Below are 18,964 nucleotides of genomic sequence, written 5' to 3'. Positions count from 1 at the left end.
TACGCTTTTTCTGATGCCCTGTGTCTCAAAAAGCTTTACTTTTACAAAAGGCAATGATACTCTTTCTCCCTTGTCCACACCTACGCCCATCCTGCAAGTAAAGAATTTAGAAGCCCTTTTCAGCACGAATCACGGTTCGGTAAAAGCCGTGGATAAGGTGTCGTTTGAAGTGTACCCAGGTGAGACCGTTGCTTTGGTAGGAGAGTCGGGTTCCGGAAAATCAGTTACCTCGCTTTCACTCATGCGGCTACTGGATAAGCCGGGGCATATAGCAGGAGGAAAGGCCATTTTCCAATCGAAGCAGTTAGGAGAGGTAGACCTGTTACAGCTACCGGAAAAGCAGCTACAGCAGGTGAGAGGCAACGAGATTAGCATGGTCTTTCAGGAACCGGGAACATCGTTAAACCCGGTCTACACCTGTGGAAAACAGGTGGCCGAAGTGCTGCTGCTCCATGCGGGTATCTCAAAAAAAGAGGCTAGGGAACGCGTAGTGCATCTTTTTGAGCGGGTCAGGTTGCCGAAGCCAGAGAAATTGTTTGAGGCTTATCCACATGAGATTTCGGGAGGGCAGCAACAGCGTGTGATGTTAGCCATGGCCATGGCCTGCAAGCCCGCTTTGCTTATTGCCGATGAGCCTACTTCCTCACTGGATGTAACTGTGCAGGCGCGTATACTGGAACTGATCGACGAGTTGCGCGTGAAGGAAAACAGTGCGGTGCTGTTTATCACGCACGATCTAGGCGTGGTTGCCGAGATAGCCGATAGGGTGCTGGTGATGTACAAGGGCAGACTGGTGGAACAAGGCAGGGTATTGGATGTCTTCACCAGTCCACAACACCCGTATACCAAAGGGCTTTTAGCCTGCCGACCTAAGCTTTCAGCTAATTACCAGATAGTCCTTCCTACCGTTTCTGATTTTTTGCAGGAGGATGTGTTCGGAAATATATTTGAAAAGAAGGAGCAGGCACACCAGTCATCCTTTACGGATGTGGTCAATGAGTCTTCATGGACTGTTACCCAAACGAAGCGAGAGCAGGAGAACAAACAAAAGCCTCCCTTGCTGCAAGTCGAAAACCTGAAAGTGTATTTTCCGATCAGGAAAGGGTTCTTTTCCCGCACGGTTGATCATGTAAGAGCGGTGGACGGCGTTAGCTTTGAGGTGCACGCCGGCGAAACCTTAGGATTGGTTGGGGAATCCGGCTGCGGAAAAACAACGCTGGGGCGCGCCTTATTGCGACTGATAGAGCCAACAGCGGGGCATGTTATCTTCCAGGGCAGGGACCTGGTCAGCCTCTCTGCAGAGGAGTTGCGCAAAAGCCGCCACGATTTCCAGATGGTCTTCCAGGATCCCTATGCTTCTCTTAACCCTATGTACCCTGTAGGGGAGGCCATTATGGAGCCGATGCGTGTGCATAAGCTTTACAAAAACGATAGGGAACGACGTGCAAAAGCCTTGCAACTGCTTGATAAAGTAGGTCTTTTGCCAGAGCACTTTGAGCGTTATCCACACGAGTTTTCCGGAGGGCAGCGGCAACGTGTTTGTATTGCACGGGCGCTTGCCTTGCAACCCAAGTGTATCATTTGTGACGAAGCCGTGTCTGCTCTGGATGTGTCCGTACAAGCTCAGATTCTAAACCTGCTGAATCAGTTGAAACATGAGCTAGGGATAAGCTTCCTCTTCATTACCCACGATCTCTCCGTTGCCAAGTACCTTTCGGACCGCATCCTGGTCATGCATAAAGGCAAGGTGGTAGAGAGCGGTACGCCAGAGCAGCTCTTTTTGAATCCGCAGCAGGACTACACCAAAGCCCTTATCGATGCTATCCCTAAAGGGGAGCCCGGAGATATTATCGCAGCACAGGAAAAGCGGGAGGCAATAAAGGCAGGTGTCATGCGCTAGTAGAGGAAATGCAGCGTAGTATACTTTTAGCATGTCCTCTTCCGACAACACTAGAAATCAAGGGCTTTATAGTTAGTATATAGCTTTTTCTATATAAATTCACCTCAAATTCTCTCTTCCCTTAACCTAAGCCACTCTCGTAGGCGTATAGTATCTAAACAATAAGGTTAAGGAATTTAAGTAGAGCTTACCTATTAGTGGCTCACTACGGAGATACCAATCATACATGAGAAGCAAAAACAACAACAAGAGCGGTCAGGACAAAGAGGGCCGTAGCGAAAGAAGCGGTTCCCGCAGAGGAAGCTCTTCTTCTAAAAGAAGTTCATCTACAAGGGGCGAGTCCTCATCCAGAAGAGAGTCATCCTCCAGAAAAGAAAGGTCCCGCGAACGGGAGCGTAAGTCAGCGAAAACCATTGTACTGGAATCTTTCTCCGATAGCCCGGACACTGTCTTTACGATGCGGCAGATCTACCGCCGTTTGGGGATAGTGGATAAAAAAGGCCGCGAAACAGTGACGGATATTCTAAAGGACCTGGTGCGTGAGAACAAGCTGTTATCGGTTGACAGTGACAAATACATGCTGAACCTGCGCGTGAACATTATCACGGGTCGTGTGGACTTAGCTAACAGCAAGTACGCTTACATTGTGTCGGAAGAAACAGAGGAGGACGTGCGTGTATTTCGGGAGCACCTGAATTATGCCATGGACGGCGACTTGGTGAAGGTAGAAGTGCTGCCAACCGTGCGCGGAGGCCGTGCCGAAGGGATCGTGGTAGAAGTGCTGGAGCGCACACGGACTGAACTCGTAGGCATTATGGAGCTATCGAAGAACTTCGGTTTCGTGGTGCCCGATTTCAAGAAGCTTTACTTTGACGTGTTTGTGGGAGAAAGCGGCCTGAACGGGGCCCAGGCAGGTGACAAAGTACTGGTGAAGATAGTAGAGTGGCCAAAGACTCACGGAAAGAACCCGACCGGGGAGGTGGTTCGTGTATTCGGTCCGGCAGGAGAGCATGAGGCCGAGATACATTCCATCATGGCCGAGTTTGGCCTGCCTTTCGAGTTCCCCGAAACAGTGGAGGAGGAAGCCGAAAGCATTTCAGATAAAATAACGGAGGCAGAGATTGGTAAGCGTCGCGACTTCCGCGATGTGACGACCTTTACCATCGACCCTGCCGACGCCAAAGATTTTGACGATGCCCTGTCTATCCAAAAGCTGGAGAACGGTAACTGGGAGATTGGCGTGCACATTGCCGATGTAACGCATTATGTAACGCCTAAGAGTATATTAGAAAAAGAAGCCTTCCACCGCGCCACGTCGGTGTACCTGGTGGACAGAACCATCCCGATGCTGCCGGAGCGCCTCTCTAACGGATTGTGCTCCCTGCGGCCGCATGAGGAGAAGCTTACCTTCTCGGCTGTGTTTGAGCTGGATGACAATGGCAAGCTCTATGACTCCTGGTTTGGCCGCACGGTCATTTACTCGGATCGCCGGTTTGCCTATGAAGAGGCGCAGGAACGCATCGAGACAGGCGAAGGCGACTTCGCAGAGGAAATCAACATCCTGAACAACATCGCCAAGAAACTCAAAGACAAGCGCTTTAAGAACGGTGCCATTAGTTTCGAAACCACAGAGGTTAAGTTTAAGCTGGACGAAAACGGCAAGCCACTTTATATCTATGTAAAAGAGCGCAAAGACGCGCACAAGCTGATCGAGGAGTTCATGTTGCTAGCAAATAAAAAAGTGGCAGAGTACGTGTACAACCTTGGCAAAGGCAAAAGACGCCCTACCATGGTATACCGTACCCACGGCTCACCAGACCCTGAAAAGCTCAGTACTTTCTCGCTCTTTGCCCGCAAGTTCGGCTATAAAGTAGACCCGGACGGAGACATTTCGGAGGAGCTGAATAACCTGACAGAGGAGATTGAGGGCAAGCCGGAGCAAAGCGTGCTACAGAACCTGGCTATCCGCACCATGGCCAAAGCCAAATACAGCACTGAGCCCGAGGGGCACTTTGGTTTGGCCTTTGATCACTATTCGCACTTTACCTCGCCTATCCGCCGCTACCCGGACATGATGGCGCACCGCCTGTTGCAGCACTACTTGGATGGCGGTAAGTCGGAGGACAAGGAAGAGTATGAAGAGCGTTGCCGCCACTCCTCAGAGATGGAGAAGCGTGCTGCAGACGCGGAGCGTGCCTCTATTAAGTACAAGCAGGTTGAGTTTATGAAGGACACCATTGGCAACCAGTACAAGGGCATTGTGTCTGGTGTCACAGAATGGGGTATCTTTGTGGAGATCGAAGAAAACAAGTGTGAGGGCATGGTACGTCTGTCTGACCTGAACGACGACTACTACGAGCTGGACGCTAACAACTACCGCATCATCGGACGGCAGAGCAAACGCATTATTTCGTTTGGCGATGAGGTGCTGGTAGAAGTGAAAAGCGCCAACCTGAACGACCGCACCATCGACCTGGAGTTAACAGAAACCCTTAAACAACACTAATTACCCTGTGGATATCAGCACCCTTTCTGATAAGATTAACAATACCCTGTCTTCACTCCGCTACGGCGAAAGCCCTGTGGAACTATACGAGCCGATCCGCTACATCATGGCCCTAGGCGGAAAGCGGGTACGGCCTTTATTAGTACTTTTGGCAGCTAAGATGTATGATGAGGATGTGGAAAAGGCCCTTTTGCCGGCAGCGGCAGTAGAGGTTTTCCACAACTTCACGCTCATGCACGACGACATCATGGACAAGGCGCCGCTGCGAAGAGGACAACAGACGGTGCATGAGAAGTGGAATGCCAACAACGCCATCCTCAGCGGGGATGTGATGCTAGTGCGTGCTTACGAGCTCTTGCTGGACGTAGCGCCGGACAAGCTGGCAAAGGTGCTGCGCCTGTTTAGCCGGGCAGCCGCCGAGGTGTGCGAGGGGCAGCAACTGGACATGAACTTTGAGCGCCGGGAGCGGGTGAGTATTCAGGAGTACATCCAGATGATCACGCTGAAGACAGCCGTGTTGCTGGGCTTCAGCCTAGAGCTGGGTGCTGTGCTACAGGGAGCACCCGAGGCAGATGCCGAGCACCTGAAGGCTTTCGGGAATAACGTGGGGATTGCTTTTCAGCTGCGCGATGACCTGCTGGACGTGTACGGTGACCAAACCAAGTTCGGGAAGCAGGTAGGGGGGGACATCCTCTCCGACAAAAAGACCTTCCTGATGCTGACGGCACTGGAGCAGGCAAGCTCCGAGCAGTTGCAGACCATCATCGGCTGGCGCGATAAGACAGATGAGAGCATAGCAGAGGAAAAAGTGAGGGCTGTAACAGCCGTATACGATCAGCTCAATATCCGCTATCAGACAGAACAGCAGATAGACCTTTATTTTCAGAAAGCGCTGCACCACCTAAATGCGATACAACTGCCGGAAGCGCGCAAGGCAACGATCAGGGGGCTGGCTATGCAGCTCATGGAGCGGGACAACTAAGTGCCTGTGTACATAAACCAAGAAAAAAGACAAAGGTGCTTGCTCAGAGTGTGAGCCTTTTGTCTTTTTTCCAATTCACTCATTCAGAATCCAATCTTCAAAGTTTAGCAAATGAGCGTTACCATCATCCTTATCATTATTACAGTAGGTATTTCGCTGTACGCGTGGCAAAACGAGAGCCTGATGCACAAGTGGATCTTTCAGCCATACGCTGTACAGCGCGATAACTCGTGGTACCGCTTTATTACTTCCGGCTTTCTGCACGCTGATTTCACGCACCTGCTTTTTAACATGTTCACGTTTTACTTTTTCGGGCAGGCGGTGGAGCAAACCTTTATCTACGTGTTTGGCCCCCTGACGGGAATCCTGCTGTTCCTGCTTATTTACCTAGGCGGCATTATTGTATCGGATATTCCTACCTTCCTCAAACACCGCAACGATCCGCCTTACAGGGCCCTGGGTGCATCCGGGGGGGTATCTTCTGTCGTGTTCTCCAGCATTTTGTTTTATCCTACTCAGGACATCTGCCTTTATGGCCTGCTCTGTATTCCGGGCTTTATCCTGGGCGTGCTGTACATCATGTACTCTTACTTCTCCGGGAAGCGCATGGGCGACAACATTAACCACGATGCGCACTTGTATGGGGCGGTTTATGGCTTTCTGTTGAGCATTGTGCTGGTGCCACGGGCTTTGCCACTCTTCTTCGAGCAGATCAGTAACTGGAGCTTATTTTAAGTGAATCTGTAAGGGTGTACTTGTAAAAACCTCTCTTGTAGTACAGTAGCTTATGGTAAAATGCAGGACTGTGGAACAGAAGAGCGAAGAGCAGGCTTCGCCAACAGTACAAATGAACTTACCGTCATTTATTGTACACTTTCTAGCTCTCTTGTTGCTCCAAAAGCTACTGAATCGGCTAAAAATTTAATAAAAACTTAACAGGGTGAAAGGCAGCTGTACCCGATCTCCGTAGAATGTACTAGATATGTACAGCACAGATAAAGATACCGCCTCCACTAAGATAAATACGCTGATCGCTAAAAATCAGTGCTATGAGTTGCTGTATCATTCCGAATCAAACAGACTATACCTGACCATAAAGGGCTTTTGGAAGAGCATGGATGCCGTGCCGGAACTGCTAAGCGATGTACGAAAGGCCTTGCAGTTAGTAAACCCTGCCTTTACACTCCTGGCAGATTATGGCGCTATGATCACCCATCCCCAACGCCTGAATAAACTGCACGTAGAAGTACAACGGCAGATAAAAGAAGCAGGTTTAGCCCGCGCAGCCACCATTGTGCCTACCGACCGCATTGCCACACTTCAGTTAGACGAGATCATCAGCCAAAGCCAGACGCCGTTTAGCCGGTTCGACTCTTATGAGGAGGCGGACGCTTGGCTGGACAACGTTTACTAGTTCTGTATTTGGCACATCTTCAGTGCTTTAATAAAGCTTTTTGGTGAACTTACCGTATGCAGGCATGTAAACCATGTTTTACTTGTTGTTGCCCGCATCAAATATAAAAGCACTTGGCTGCCCCTTCTTGCTAGTGTAGTTCTGTTGCAGGCAGCGGAGGAGCCCTGTGCTTATGACGTTCGAGATAGCTGTTGTATTAGGGATTATTATACTGGCAGTTATACTGTTCGTGACCGAGCGCTTTTCTATTGACACAGTAGCCATTCTGACGATGGTGCTGTTTATGCTCACTGGCATCCTGACCCCTGCCGAAGGCTTTGCCGGCTTTAGCAATGCGGCCACTATAACAGTAGCCAGCATGTTCGTCATCAGCTCTGCCATCTTTAAATCCGGCGCCTTAAGCAGTGTGGGGGCCGCCCTTACCCGCATCGGCCGTAAGAACTATTTGCTTTGCCTGTTGTCGTTGATGCTTATCTCCGGGGGGCTTTCTGCCTTTATCAACGATACAGCGGTAGTAGCCCTGTTAATGCCAGTGATGATACAGGTGAGCCAGGACATAAAGGTAAGCCCCTCCAAGTTACTTATTCCACTTTCTTTTGGGGCGCTGATGGGCGGGGTCTGCACCCTAATCGGTACTTCCACTAACATTCTGGTAAGCGGTATAGCAGAGGCACAGGGCGTAGCCCCGCTCGAGATGTTTGACTTTACACCAGCCGGCATCTGGTTTCTGCTGGTGGGCGTCCTGTACATGTTCTTTATTGGCCGGCACCTGTTGCCGAACCGGAAACTAGCTACAGACCTTACAGAGAACTTTGACCTGGGCGAGTACCTCACAGAACTTGTCTTGTTGCCAGAGTCTCCCTCCGTTGGTGTACCCCTTAAGGACTCCGGGCTGGTGCAGCACCTGGATATAGAGGTAATGCAGGTAACCCGCCACAAGGAGAAGATACAGGTGTTTCCCTCGTTGATACTCCGGGCAAACGATGTGTTAAAAGTACGATGCGGGGTGGAGAAACTGAAAAAGCTGAAGGAGGAGAAAGGCATTAAGCTAAAGTCGGAGCGCAGGTTTCGGGACGAGGACCTGCGGATCAACGACAGCAAGCTCTTTGAAGCCATCATCACCCCTAACTCTTATTTAGAGGGGAAAACACTCAAAGAGCTGAACTTCAGGGCATACAACTACGGAGCTTCGGTCTTGGCAATTCGCCACCGCGACGAGATCGTGCACGAGAAGCCTACCCACGTCAAACTGTCATCGGGGGACGTGTTGCTAATTGCCGCAGACCCCTACCAGGCCCAAAAGCTACGGCAGAACGAAGACATCCTCATCATCTCCCAAACCGAGCGGAGCCCTTATAACTACAGCAAAATAATTCCCGTGATGGCTATCAGCGTTGGCGTGGTGGCGGCAGCTGCTTTGGATTTGGTGCCTATCGTACTGAGTGCCCTGGTAGGAGTTGTATTACTCATCCTCACCCGCTGCATCAGGGTAGAAGAGGCTTACAAAGCAATAGACTGGAAGGTGGTTTTTATGCTGGCAGGGGTACTGTCGATGGGAGCTGCTCTTCAAAAAACCGGAGCGGCAAAACTCTTGGCAGACTTTCTGATCGAATGGGTGGGAGGGTATGGCCCCCATGCCCTGCTCTCGGTGTTCTTCTTTATCACCTTTATGACGACTAACTTTATGTCGAACAATGCCACGGCGGCACTGCTGGCCCCTATTGCCATTGTGACGGCCGAAGAACTCGGAGTGAACCACAGGCCCTTTTTAATGGCTGTTGCCTACGCGGCCTCTCTTAGCTTTATGACGCCCATGGGCTACCAGACGAACACCATGATCTACGGCCCCGGTAATTACCGCTTTTCCGACTATCTGAAAGTAGGCACTCCGCTGAACCTGATCTTATGGTTGCTGGCATCGCTCATCATTCCACTCTTCTTTCCGCTATAACAGAACGTGTTCCACGTGGATTACTTTAATTTAAAATAAGACGGGTTCATTTATGCTAATCCTGGCAGCGCTATCTTTGCAGGTATGAATGCAAGAAGGGTTTATTTGATGTTGTGGTGCCTTATTTCTGCTCCCTTACTGTGGGCACAGAGCACGGGTAGAGAGGTGACAGATCAGCAACTGATATGGGTTGGATACCATAGCACCCTGGAGTTGAACAAGGGATGGTCGCTGAACTTTGAGGTGGAGGAGAGGCGCTTTATAAACCCGGACAGGCAACACCAGTTCCTGGCGAGGGGGCAAGTACGACATGCCTTAGGGAAGAACTGGGATGCAGTGGGTGGCTTTGCTTATTTTCTGCAGAGCCCGCATAACCCTTTTGCCACAGAAGTGCTGGTAGTGCCAGAGCTTCGGCTGCACATACAGCTGGATTATAAGCAGCCCCTCGAGAAGCTAATGATCACGCACCGTTACCGGGCTGAAAGGCGCTTTTTCAGGAACACGGCTGGTGGGGAACTGGCAGACGGCTATACTGCCAACTACCGTTTCAGGTATCGTCTGGGCCTGGAATATCCCCTGGTAAAGCTTGGGCAACAGCGTTTGAAGGGGAAGTTAAGTGATGAGATCATGGTTAACGCCGGCGAAAGGATAACGCATAACTGGTTTGACCAGAACAGACTGTATGCCGGCCTAAGTTATCCCGTACATAAAAACGTGAGCGTAGAGGCAGGCTACCTGAAGTGGTTTCAGCAAAGAGCATCCGGCAACCAGTTTTATGACCGGGACATTATTCGCCTGATCGTGAGTCATAAGCTTGACCTGAAACGCAAGGAGGCTGATGTAGAAATATAGGCGCTTACAAAAGCTGCTCTTGAAAGGAAGGCTTACAAATAGCCCTTTGCCTGCAGCAAGAACAGCTCTGCATACTTGCCGTTCTGCGCCAGCAGTTCTTCATGCGAGCCCAACTCTTTTAGTTGCCCTTGCTCCAGGAACAGAATCCGGTCGGCCATGCGCACCGTGGAGAAGCGGTGGGAGATAAGGACGGCGGTCTTGCCTTCTATTAACTCCGAAAAGCGCAGGAACACCTCGTGCTCGGCGCGGGCATCCAATGCCGAGGTAGGTTCATCCAGGATCAACAGCTGGGCGTCCCGCATATAGGCGCGGGCCAGGGCCACCTTCTGCCACTCGCCTCCCGATAAATCTACTCCGTTGTTGAAGCGCTTGCCCAGCACCTGCTCGTACTTTTCGGGTAGGCGCTGGATCACCAGGTCAGCGAGGCTTTTCTGGGCAGAGCCCTGTATCCGCGCTTTATCCGAAATGTTACTGATCTGGCCGATGGCAATGTTGTCAGAGGCTGTCATCTGGAAGCGCACGTAGTCCTGAAAGATAATGCCCACCTGGTGGCGCAGGTCGTTCAGGTCATACTCGCGCAGGTCCACGCCATCCAGTAAAATGCGCCCTTCGGTAGGCTCATATAACCGGGCCAGCAGCTTAACCAGCGTTGTTTTGCCGGCCCCATTCTCTCCAACGAGAGCCAGTTTTTCGCCGGCTCTTAAATGGAAAGACAGGTGCCGCACGGCCCACTTCTCTGAATTATGATACTTAAACCCGACGTTCTCAAAGGTAAAGCCCTGCTGGATAGGCCGCGGTACCGGTAGCGGACTGGCCGGGGGTAGGATTTGTGGCTGTAGCTCCAGGAAATCGAACAGGTCCTGCAGGTAGAGGGCGCTTTCTGCTATCTGCGAGAAACGCGTCATAATGCCTTGTAGTAAACTGCGCATGTTGCTGAAGGAACCGGCCAGGAAGGTAAGGCTGCCGACAGTGATGGCGCCGGCCACAGTCTGGAACAGGATAAAGACATAAGCCCCATAGTAAGCAAGGGTACCTAAGGCAGAAAGGGTGCTGCCCCAGACGGCCCGTTTCACGGTAATCCCCTTGTTCAGCATATAATACCTGTCGGACAACTCCCGAAAGCGACCTGCCAGAAAGCCGGAGAGGTTAAAGGTTTTGATCTCTTTGGCTGTCTCGTCGGAGGCCCCAATGTAGCGCAGGTAGTCCAGCTCTCTTCGTTCTGGAGTCCAGGAGCGGGAGAGGGAGTAGCTGCGCTCGTTAAAGTGTGTTTCGCCCAGGAAGGACGGGATCACAGCAATAAGCAGGATCAGGATAAGCCAGGGATTAAAGGCGATCAGGCCGGCTGCCAGAAAAGCAATGGTTACGATGTCCTGCACCTGGGTGAGTACCTGCGACATGAGTACTACCCGTGTTACTGTTTGCCGGCGGGCCCGCTCCAGCTTGTCGTAAAAGGTGGCGTCCTCGAACTGTGCCAGGTCCAGTTTGGCTGCATGCTCTATTAGGGCCACGGAGGTACGGTTCGAGAAAAGATCGCCCAGCAGGCTGTCCATGAGCGTAATGCCCCGGTTAATGATATCCGACACCACCGCCAGCCCCAGCTCCAGGGCCACCAGCAGCCAGAGGTAACTCAGGTCCCGCTCGCCCACCACGTCGATCAGCCGGATCACCTCGTCGATGATCAGCTTGCCCACATATAGCATGGCTAACGGCAGGGCCGCCTTTACCAGGCGAAGCAGCAGGTTGCTGATGGTCATGCTCTTGCTCGTCTCCCAAATCAGCCTGAAGAACTTAGGGAGGTTCCTTAGTGCTCCCACCTGCTCTTTAAAACTTTTTTTCTCCTTGTCCTGCTGCTTGCTCGCTATGTCTCTTGTTCCTTTCCTTGCTTTGCTCATAGGGTAATAGGTTGGGTGCTTGATCACGGCAGTCCCAAGTAGCTATACAGGTGACTGGTGGTTTTGTTTAAAGATGCGGCGGCTGTAGATGGGATGGATATGTTGCTGTGGCGAGGGGGCACAGGGAACATTAAAGTACCTGTAAGAACACATACATTACCCCGCAGCTAGTGCCAAGAGGGGTGTACAAGGTGTGGTGCTGCTGCCCTTTTTGATAGACAGAGTCGGTAGTATAACGGATTTGCGTGTAGTGCAGGGAGTAAGGCGCTGGATGCAGAGGCTGTAAGGGTGGTGCAAACATGCCAAAGTGGAAGCCTGGCACTTTTGAGGGAGAGTTGGCAGTTGTTCAGTATTTCTTGCCGGTAAGCTTTAAGATTAACTAAAGTAAGCAGCAGGAGTATCTGAAACAGCCCGAATCCAGTATGATACCACTATGACGAGGTATCTGCTGTACTTCCTGACTGGTTTTGCCGTTGCCACCGTAATCCTGTTCTTCAGAGGCTATGCGTCTGTACCTCAGTCTGCCTACTCTGACGCTGCTTTGGTGGCTGCCATGGTTTTGTTTAGTATGGCTACGTGGCTAACCCTGTTTAATGTAAAAGCAGGAACTTTGCTGGCGCTGCTGAGCCTGCTCACCATGGTGCCCTGGCTTTTCAGAGCCTGGATAAGAATAGCAGAACTGGAGGCTGCTCTTGCACAGGTTATATTAATTGTACACGGTGTGCTGTCGGGGCTGGTGCTGGTTGCTCTCGTTGTCAGCCTGCGCTATGCTTTTAGCAGGGGCTCCTGGAGGTCAGGCACTACGGCTCCGGGTTTGTTTTTGAAGATTCTGCTCACCCTGCTACCCTTAGCTGTGCTTGCTGCCTGGTTAATAGTAGAGCCGAAGCTCTAAGAGAGCTCCTGTCCTTAATTGTAAAAGCAGAAGCCCCGGCAAACGCCGGGACTTCTGCTTTTATACGTTGTTTTGTTTATTCTTTTACTTCTGCTTCCATTGCCGATACGGCAGAGGCACCGAAGTAGCCGATGGCCCCGTTGCTGATGTTGGTTGGGGCATTGGCCGGTGTACTCTCAAAGGGACCACCGCTGCTGTTCTGCTGGTTTACCAGCGCCGTCCAGAACTCGTAGGCCGGCTTGTCCACAGCGTAGAGCTCCGCTTTCAGTTTGTCTCCCTTCTTCAGGGCGAAACCCATGTCGGCGTGGCCGTAGTTGCCGTCGTACAGGTCATCGTTGAGCACCACCAGCTCGTCCGGGGCCAGCACCCCGTTTATGAACACGTTCCAGCGGTAGTAGTTGCCCCGGCCCGCCGGGTCACGGAAATGAATGTAAGGGTGGTATCCGTCGTCATCCTCGTCTGCCGAGTGCTTGTACACGAAGGTCAGGGAGTCAATGGGAGTAACAGCTGGCATAAAGCTCTGGGCGGTGTACTCCTTGCCGCTCACCACAGCCCTCAGGAAGTAGGTGTTGCCCGCCTGGCCCTGCAGCTTGGTGGTCTGGTAAACGCCCTCGCTTATTTGCTCCAGGGTATCTACTGTCCCCTTGTTGTCGGAGACGATGACCAGCGCCCCGTTCACCCCCGGCGTCCTTCCCTCATCCAGGTAGCCTTTCGTGTTGGAGAGCCTCACCTGGTAGGGCCCCGGCTGGTCAGTAATCAGGCCTTCCACCACCAGCTTCGTCTCAGCTGTGTCCAGCTCGTAGTCGATTACCTCCTCACAGCTGGTCAGGCCTAAGACTAGCATGGCCAGCAAATACAGAAATGTCTTGTTCATAGTCTTGATGCGGTTTATGCGTTAGAAGTTGAAGTTGTAGGAGAGGGAGGGGATAATGCCGAACAGGTAGGTCTTCACGGCCTCTGTTCTCGTTCTGTCGTCCTCGCTTTCGCGGAAGTAAATCGAGAAGGCGTTCTTACGGTTGTAGGCGTTGTAGACAGAGAGCGTCCAGCTGCTGTTGTACTTCTTGAACTCGTTTTTCGGCTTCTCATAGGTGGCCGACAGGTCCAGGCGGTGGTAGTCGGGCAGGCGGTAGCCGTTGCGCTCCGAGTACACCGGGTAAGTCTTGCCGTTGTACTCGTAGCGGCCCACCGGCATGGTGATGGCTCCGCCCGTGGCATAGGTCCAGCTGGCCCCCAGGCTGATGCTCGGGCTGAACTGGTAGGCCAGCACCAGGTTGCCCGAGTGGCGGCGGTCGTAGCGCAGCGGGTAAGCCTTCCCTCCGTTGATGCCTGGCACCGTGCGCTCAGTCTTAGCCAGCGTGTAGCTCACCCAGCCCGTCAGAAGTCCCTTCTGCTTGCGGAGGTAGAATTCGGCCCCGTAGGCTTCACCTGTCCCTGTCAGAAGCTCTGTCTCCAGGCGCTCGTTGAGGAAGATCTCCGCGTAGTCCTTGTAGTCGATCTGGTTGTCCATCCACTTGTAGTAGACCTCCACGGAGCCCTCATAGGTGTTGTCCTTAAAATTTCGAAAGTAGCCGGCCGCCACCTGGTCTGCCACCTGGGGCTTCACGTAGGTGCTGCTCGGGATCCACACGTCGAAGGGTAGCGAGGAGGTGGAGTTAGACACCAAGTGCAGGTACTGTAAAGTGCGGTTATAGGAAGCCTTGATGGAGCTCATGTCGTTGAGCTCGTACTTGGCAGAGAGGCGCGGCTCCAGCCCCCCGTAGCTTTTGATCTTCTCGAACCTTCCGTACTCCAGTGTGTCAATGGGTGTCTCGAAGGCCTCGTCGTAGGTATACACCTTGCCCGGCCCCATGTTGGTGAAGCTGGAGAGGCGCAGGCCGTAGTCCAGCGTCAGGCGGTCTGTTATCCGGTGCTCGTTGCTCAGGTACAGGGCCCCCTCCAGGGCGCTGGTGGAGTTGAGCTTAAGGTTGTTGACGTAGGACTCCGGCCCCGGCTTTACCTCAGCAGGCATGAAGTTGTGGTAGGTGGCCTGCAGGCCGAAGCGCAGCTGGCTGTTGGGGCTTAAAAAGTAGGTGTAGTCGTTCTTGAGGCCATAGTCGCGGATGCGGGACTTCCAGGTGAACTCCGACTCCTTCTCTCTGGAGCCCAGGGCGTAGTCGAAGTCAGAGAAGATGAGGGTGGTGTTACTAAAGAGCCTGTCACTAAAGAGGTGGTTCCAGCGCAGGGTGGCCGTGGCGTTGCCCCAGTCCATCATAAAGCTCTTGCTGCCGGCCATGTCGCGGCCGAAGTAGCCCGACACGAATAGCCTGTTCTTCTCGTTTAAAGTGTAGTTGACCTTGGCGTTGAGGTCGTAGAAGTAGAGCTGGTTGTCCTTGATGTTCTCGTCGCCGCTCAGCCCGAAGAACACGTCGGCGTAGGTCCTGCGGCCCGAGAGGATAAAGGAGCTCTTGTCCTCGATGATCGGAGCCTCTACCGTCAGGCGGCTGGAGATAGTACCGATGCCGCCCGAGACGGCCAGCTTCTTGCTGTTGCCCTCCTTCATCCTGATGTCGAGCAGAGAGGAGAGCCTGCCGCCGTGCTGGGCCGGGATGCCCCCCTTGTAGAGCTGCACGTCCTTGATGGCGTCGGCGTTGAAGACGGAGAAGAAGCCCATCAGGTGAGAGGCGTTGTAGACCGGGGCCTCGTCCAGGAGGATGAGGTTCTGGTCCACCCCGCCGCCGCGCACGTAGAAGCCGGAGGTACCCTCGCCAGCTGTCTGCACGCCCGGCGTCATCTGGATAGCCTTCACGATGTCGACCTCGCCCAAGAGGGCCGGCATGCCCTTGATCTCGGCCACCTGCATCTTCAGGGTGCTCATCTCCATCGAGCGCACGTTCTCGTCCTCCTTGCGGGTGGAGATCTCCACTTCCTGGAGGGCGGTGGCGTTCTGGCTCAGCTCCGCGTCCAGCTTCTGGCCGGCGGCAAGCACCACTTCCTTAGAGAGGGTGACGTAGCCCAGGTAGCTGTAGAGTAGGGTGTAGGAGCCCTTGGGCAGGGTCAGGGAGTAGAAGCCGTACTCGTTGGTGCCCACGCCCACGCCCGGCAGCTCCTGCACGCTCACCGAGGCCCCGATCAGCCCCTCGCCCGAGGAGCCGTCTTTCACGTAGCCGCTCAAAGTGACTTTCTCCTGCGCCAGGGAAGGAAGGGCAAGCAAGCATAGCAGGAGTAGCCCTACGTAGCCCTTTACGAATGGTAATCTCATAGTTTTATTTAGGTTTTGTAGCGTAGTTATATTTTAATAACCTTTCCGTAACGTTTGCTTAATAATAGACTTTTCTATATATTAGCTTTCCGTTTTTGTGCCGGTATTAAAACGGTTGCAAAATTAGCTATTCTTTTCTTTGCGGAAAGAGGGGCTGATTTAGTTTGTCGTGTTTTTATATGAACGTGCTGGTTTTATGTATAAACCCGCACAAACACAGGACGTAGTTTAGCAGCTATAGCAATATCATCTTAGTAAGAGGGGCACCCCCTGCAGGACGCAACCATTCTAAATGAGAAAAGCCCCGCCAAAATGGCCAGGGCTTTCTCTCACCTTAAAACAAACTAAACTAATCTAAACTTTATCTAACCTTATCTTTAGTCTTTAAACTTCTTTCTTAGCATACAGCCAAGCGCTTGCTTTATCTGCTGTACTTTATTAAACAGGGAAAAAAGGAAATAATCAGAAAAAATTTCTGCTTCTATTTGGAAGTTAAAGCCAGGCTATCTATATTAGCCTTCCGCAAATATGTTTCCCTTAATTCGGGCGCAAAAGTACTAGATTGGTTTCTTATTTTAAAAGAAATCAGGCTGAATATTTTTGTCATTTCTCTTATTATAATACAACTTGCTTTCCTTCAACTACTTATCCTTATAGGGGAACCGTATTTGTTTTTACAGTTCTTTGTGCTGGGGCTGCTACTTCCATAAAGAGTTCCGTTCTGGCTGTCTTTACCGCCCTTCAGGTTGAAAGAAAATAGGTCCGCACCAGTTGTTGCTTCATTCATCCCTGGTTTGCTAAGCCTGTGTCGCCTTTAAACCTGGCAAACTTCCGTTAAAGCCTTTAGTACAGGTTTGGTCGTCTGTTCCAGGGCCGCTTTTATTTCGTGCACCTGTATCTCGTCTGGCTCACCTGTCCACTCATCCATAAAGAACTTCTTAAAGGAAATGCTCATGGCACAGACGTCATCCCCAAAGAGATCATGTATCCAGTGCACAAAATGGCCCCCTTTAAATTTGACGTTTTCGCGCACGTCTAGGTGGCGCCCCCTGTAGTTATAGGAGCTAAGGCTGTGGGTCAGGGCCTCTACCACCGGAGCCCATTTCTCCCGATTCATGTTGCTGGTGCCAATGTTTACCTCCGGGTTCTCGTCCGGGTCGGCTGCTTTGCCCTCCGGGCCTTCGGGTTTATGGTTGTAAGTGTGCAGATCATAGACGATAAGGCAGCCATGGTCCTTCACCAGTTTTGTCAGCATCTGCTTTACATCCTTATAAAACCGCTCATAGCGCCCCACCGACTCCTCCACCATTTCCTCTGGCAGTTCCTCTTTCCACACTTGCAGCCCCCAGGCGTCTTCAGGCTTGCGGTAAACGGCTTTCTCCGGCGGGCGGTTCAGGTCCAGTTCAAAGCGGGAATAGTAGGCGATAATCTGGTTATCTGTCAGGTTCGCCCACCTGCCCGTATAAGGATTCTCCTGCCGGAGCCGCTCATCAGGGGTTAGGTAAAACAGGTCTTTAAGATCGTGGCGCACTTCGTGCCCGTTATGAATGGCTGCCGCTACCAAAGGGCTGTCGCCACGGGTTAAGGTATAGTAAAGCGTATCTATTTTTGTTTGTGTCATAGCCTGTGTGTTCTTGCTAAGGATGTACCTTGTACAGCTACCGAAGGTTATCCTGCTGTTGTAGTAGCTAAATGTAGTTTTGGGGTTGGCGGGTACATGCTTATCTTTACCAAGGCACATTTGCAAATGGAAAACAAATACGCAGCTGTTGTAGCTGAAAAAGAAGACGGGCAGTTGATCGAGATACTGCAGGAGTACGGCAAATACGAAGAGGAAGCGATACTTGCTGTTGTAGATGAAGCACAAAAGAGGGGGCTTCCTGTTCCGGATCTGGAGCAGTTGCGGTCAGAAGTAACGCAAAGACTGGAAGAGCAGCCGGTGCCTGCAGCTGAGGAAGCCGCTGAACCGCTCTCTTTCTTTGAAAAGGTGAAAGGCTTCCTGCAGGTCTTTGTGCCCCAGCCTCACTATTACGTGACTCCTATTTTGCTGAACATTAACCTGGCTGTGTTCCTTGTGATGGTAATGGCCGGTGTTAACCCACTTAGCCCCGAAGTTGGCAGTTTGATAGTCCTGGGGGCCAACTTTGGCCCACTGACCCTGTCAGGTGAGTGGTGGCGCTTACTTACCTGCACTTTTTTACATGGCGGCATCCTGCACCTGCTGTTCAATACGCTGGCGCTGGTATCTATTGGGCGACAGTTGGAGCCCCTCGTGGGGCGAGTCCCTTTCCTGATTGTGTATGTGCTTTGTGGGCTGGCTGGTAGCCTGGCAAGCCTGTGGTGGGAGAGCACGCGGGTAGGAGTGGGAGCCTCCGGGGCCATCTTTGGCATGTTCGGCATGTTGCTCGTTGTGCTCCTGTTAGAGCGGCGGATGTCCTGGCAAGAGAAAAAAGCGATGTTGCTGAACATGGCCTTTATCATTGCCATGAACCTGGGCTATGGCATGCAGGAGGGGATCGACAATGCCGCTCACAGCGGCGGACTACTAGCTGGTGCGGTTTTAGGAGCGGTGCTGATGTTCCGATCCCGCAGGCAAATCACCCAAAGCTATAGTGTAGTAGGAAATGCATTGATGGCGGGAGCTGGGGTTGTGTTTCTGCTGCTGTTTTACATGCAGATCCCGCTTACGGGGGAAGCACGTTTTGCTTACGTGCTGGATCAGGTGGGGCAAAAAGAAGAACAGGCCATGCAGGTGATGCAGGCATTGGCAAAAGAGGGGGAGCAGGCAAAGGCGACAGATTTTGAACAGCCGCTGGCGCAAGGGATCGTACTGTGGGAGGAGAGTGAGCAGCTGCTGGAAGGCATAGATGACGTGGAGGGAGAGCAGCGCGATAAAGTAAGCGTACTGCTGGATTATGTGCGCCTGCGCAAAAAGTCTTTTGAAATGCTGCGGGATGACCTGTTGCATGAACGCCCGCTCCTGAATCCGGAACAGCAACAGTTGCTGCAGGCTATCAACTATTACTTACAGGGCCTGCGCAATGGCAAAGCCAGTGAGATTGCCCGCCAGAACGAGGCCCGGGAAGGCGGAGGGCTTGAGCAAGGAGCAGACAGCAGTTCAGAGAACGCTTCTGGACAGCCCCTGTACGTGGTGGACGGCGTAAAAGTAGGGCATGGCGACAAGGCAAATATGCCGGAAGAACTCCTGACCCTGTCCCCTGATGACATAGAAAGCATGGAGGTGCTCCAGGAGCCTCAGGCCGTTGCTGCCTTCGGAGCGGATGGGGCTAACGGGGCTGTGCTTATTACTACCAAAAAAGACAGGTAGCCAAATGTT

General features: G+C 52.3%; 14 protein-coding genes. 10 read left to right on the top strand and 4 right to left on the bottom strand.

Annotated elements, in window-relative coordinates; genetic code table 11:
* The first annotated feature begins 70 nt into the window (after nt 1-70).
* From CHB92_RS04320 to CHB92_RS04290, 7 genes are all read left to right on the top strand, one after another.
* Entirely contained in the window at nt 71-1,900 is a 1,830-nt protein-coding gene (locus CHB92_RS04320; protein ID WP_089318182.1) for an ABC transporter ATP-binding protein, read from the top strand.
* Nucleotides 1,901-2,126: 226 nt separating this feature from the next.
* Complete coding sequence (gene rnr, locus CHB92_RS04315; RefSeq protein ID WP_089317955.1) at nt 2,127-4,406, top strand: ribonuclease R; 2,280 nt, start codon at nt 2,127-2,129, stop codon at nt 4,404-4,406.
* Between the two features lie 7 nt (nt 4,407-4,413).
* Nucleotides 4,414-5,388 carry a polyprenyl synthetase family protein gene (locus CHB92_RS04310; RefSeq protein ID WP_089317954.1) on the top strand — a complete coding sequence of 325 codons (975 nt, stop codon included), beginning with the start codon at nt 4,414-4,416 and terminating at the stop codon, nt 5,386-5,388.
* A gap of 111 nt (nt 5,389-5,499) precedes the next feature.
* Entirely contained in the window at nt 5,500-6,123 is a 624-nt protein-coding gene (locus CHB92_RS04305; RefSeq protein WP_089317953.1) for a rhomboid family intramembrane serine protease, read from the top strand.
* Nucleotides 6,124-6,370: 247 nt separating this feature from the next.
* Nucleotides 6,371-6,802, top strand: a complete 432-nt coding sequence (locus tag CHB92_RS04300) for a hypothetical protein (RefSeq protein ID WP_089317952.1) — start codon at nt 6,371-6,373, stop codon at nt 6,800-6,802.
* 172 nt (nt 6,803-6,974) lie between these two features.
* Nucleotides 6,975-8,753, top strand: coding sequence for an SLC13 family permease (locus CHB92_RS04295; RefSeq protein ID WP_089317951.1), 1,779 nt, complete (start codon nt 6,975-6,977; stop codon nt 8,751-8,753).
* 84 nt (nt 8,754-8,837) lie between these two features.
* Nucleotides 8,838-9,605 carry a DUF2490 domain-containing protein gene (locus tag CHB92_RS04290; protein WP_089317950.1) on the top strand — a complete coding sequence of 256 codons (768 nt, stop codon included), beginning with the start codon at nt 8,838-8,840 and terminating at the stop codon, nt 9,603-9,605.
* Nucleotides 9,606-9,637: 32 nt separating this feature from the next.
* Here the strand turns inward: CHB92_RS04290 and CHB92_RS04285 are convergent, their stop codons facing one another.
* A complete protein-coding gene (locus CHB92_RS04285) occupies nt 9,638-11,497 on the bottom strand; it encodes an ABC transporter ATP-binding protein (RefSeq protein ID WP_089318181.1) in 1,860 nt (619 codons plus the stop codon).
* Nucleotides 11,498-11,648: 151 nt separating this feature from the next.
* On the opposite strand from CHB92_RS04285, the gene CHB92_RS26420 reads away from it, so the two are divergent.
* Both CHB92_RS26420 and CHB92_RS04275 read left to right on the top strand, forming a co-directional pair.
* Entirely contained in the window at nt 11,649-11,783 is a 135-nt protein-coding gene (locus tag CHB92_RS26420; protein ID WP_089317949.1) for a TonB family protein, read from the top strand.
* A 147-nt stretch (nt 11,784-11,930) separates the two neighbouring features.
* Entirely contained in the window at nt 11,931-12,389 is a 459-nt protein-coding gene (locus CHB92_RS04275) for a hypothetical protein (protein ID WP_089317948.1), read from the top strand.
* A gap of 76 nt (nt 12,390-12,465) precedes the next feature.
* Here the strand turns inward: CHB92_RS04275 and CHB92_RS04270 are convergent, their stop codons facing one another.
* The 3 genes from CHB92_RS04270 to CHB92_RS04255 all read right to left on the bottom strand — a co-directional run bounded on the left by CHB92_RS04270 (nt 12,466) and on the right by CHB92_RS04255 (nt 17,248).
* The gene (locus CHB92_RS04270) at nt 12,466-13,263 is read right to left on the bottom strand and encodes a DUF4249 domain-containing protein (protein WP_089317947.1); all 798 of its coding nucleotides are present in this window, start codon (nt 13,261-13,263) and stop codon (nt 12,466-12,468) included.
* Nucleotides 13,264-13,284: 21 nt separating this feature from the next.
* Complete coding sequence (locus CHB92_RS04265; protein WP_089317946.1) at nt 13,285-15,627, bottom strand: TonB-dependent receptor; 2,343 nt, start codon at nt 15,625-15,627, stop codon at nt 13,285-13,287.
* A gap of 814 nt (nt 15,628-16,441) precedes the next feature.
* Nucleotides 16,442-17,248 (bottom strand): N-formylglutamate amidohydrolase, encoded by an 807-nt coding sequence (locus tag CHB92_RS04255; protein WP_089318180.1) that lies wholly within the window; start codon nt 17,246-17,248, stop codon nt 16,442-16,444.
* Between the two features lie 126 nt (nt 17,249-17,374).
* On the opposite strand from CHB92_RS04255, the gene CHB92_RS04250 reads away from it, so the two are divergent.
* Nucleotides 17,375-18,955, top strand: a complete 1,581-nt coding sequence (locus tag CHB92_RS04250) for a rhomboid family intramembrane serine protease (RefSeq protein ID WP_089317944.1) — start codon at nt 17,375-17,377, stop codon at nt 18,953-18,955.
* Nucleotides 18,956-18,964: the final 9 nt, after the last annotated feature.

The sequence above is a fragment of the Pontibacter ummariensis genome (genome assembly GCF_900188175.1).
GTDB lineage: Bacteria > Bacteroidota > Bacteroidia > Cytophagales > Hymenobacteraceae > Pontibacter > Pontibacter ummariensis.
Note: the sequence above shows the minus strand (reverse complement) of the source record. Positions and strands in the feature narration are given on the sequence as shown.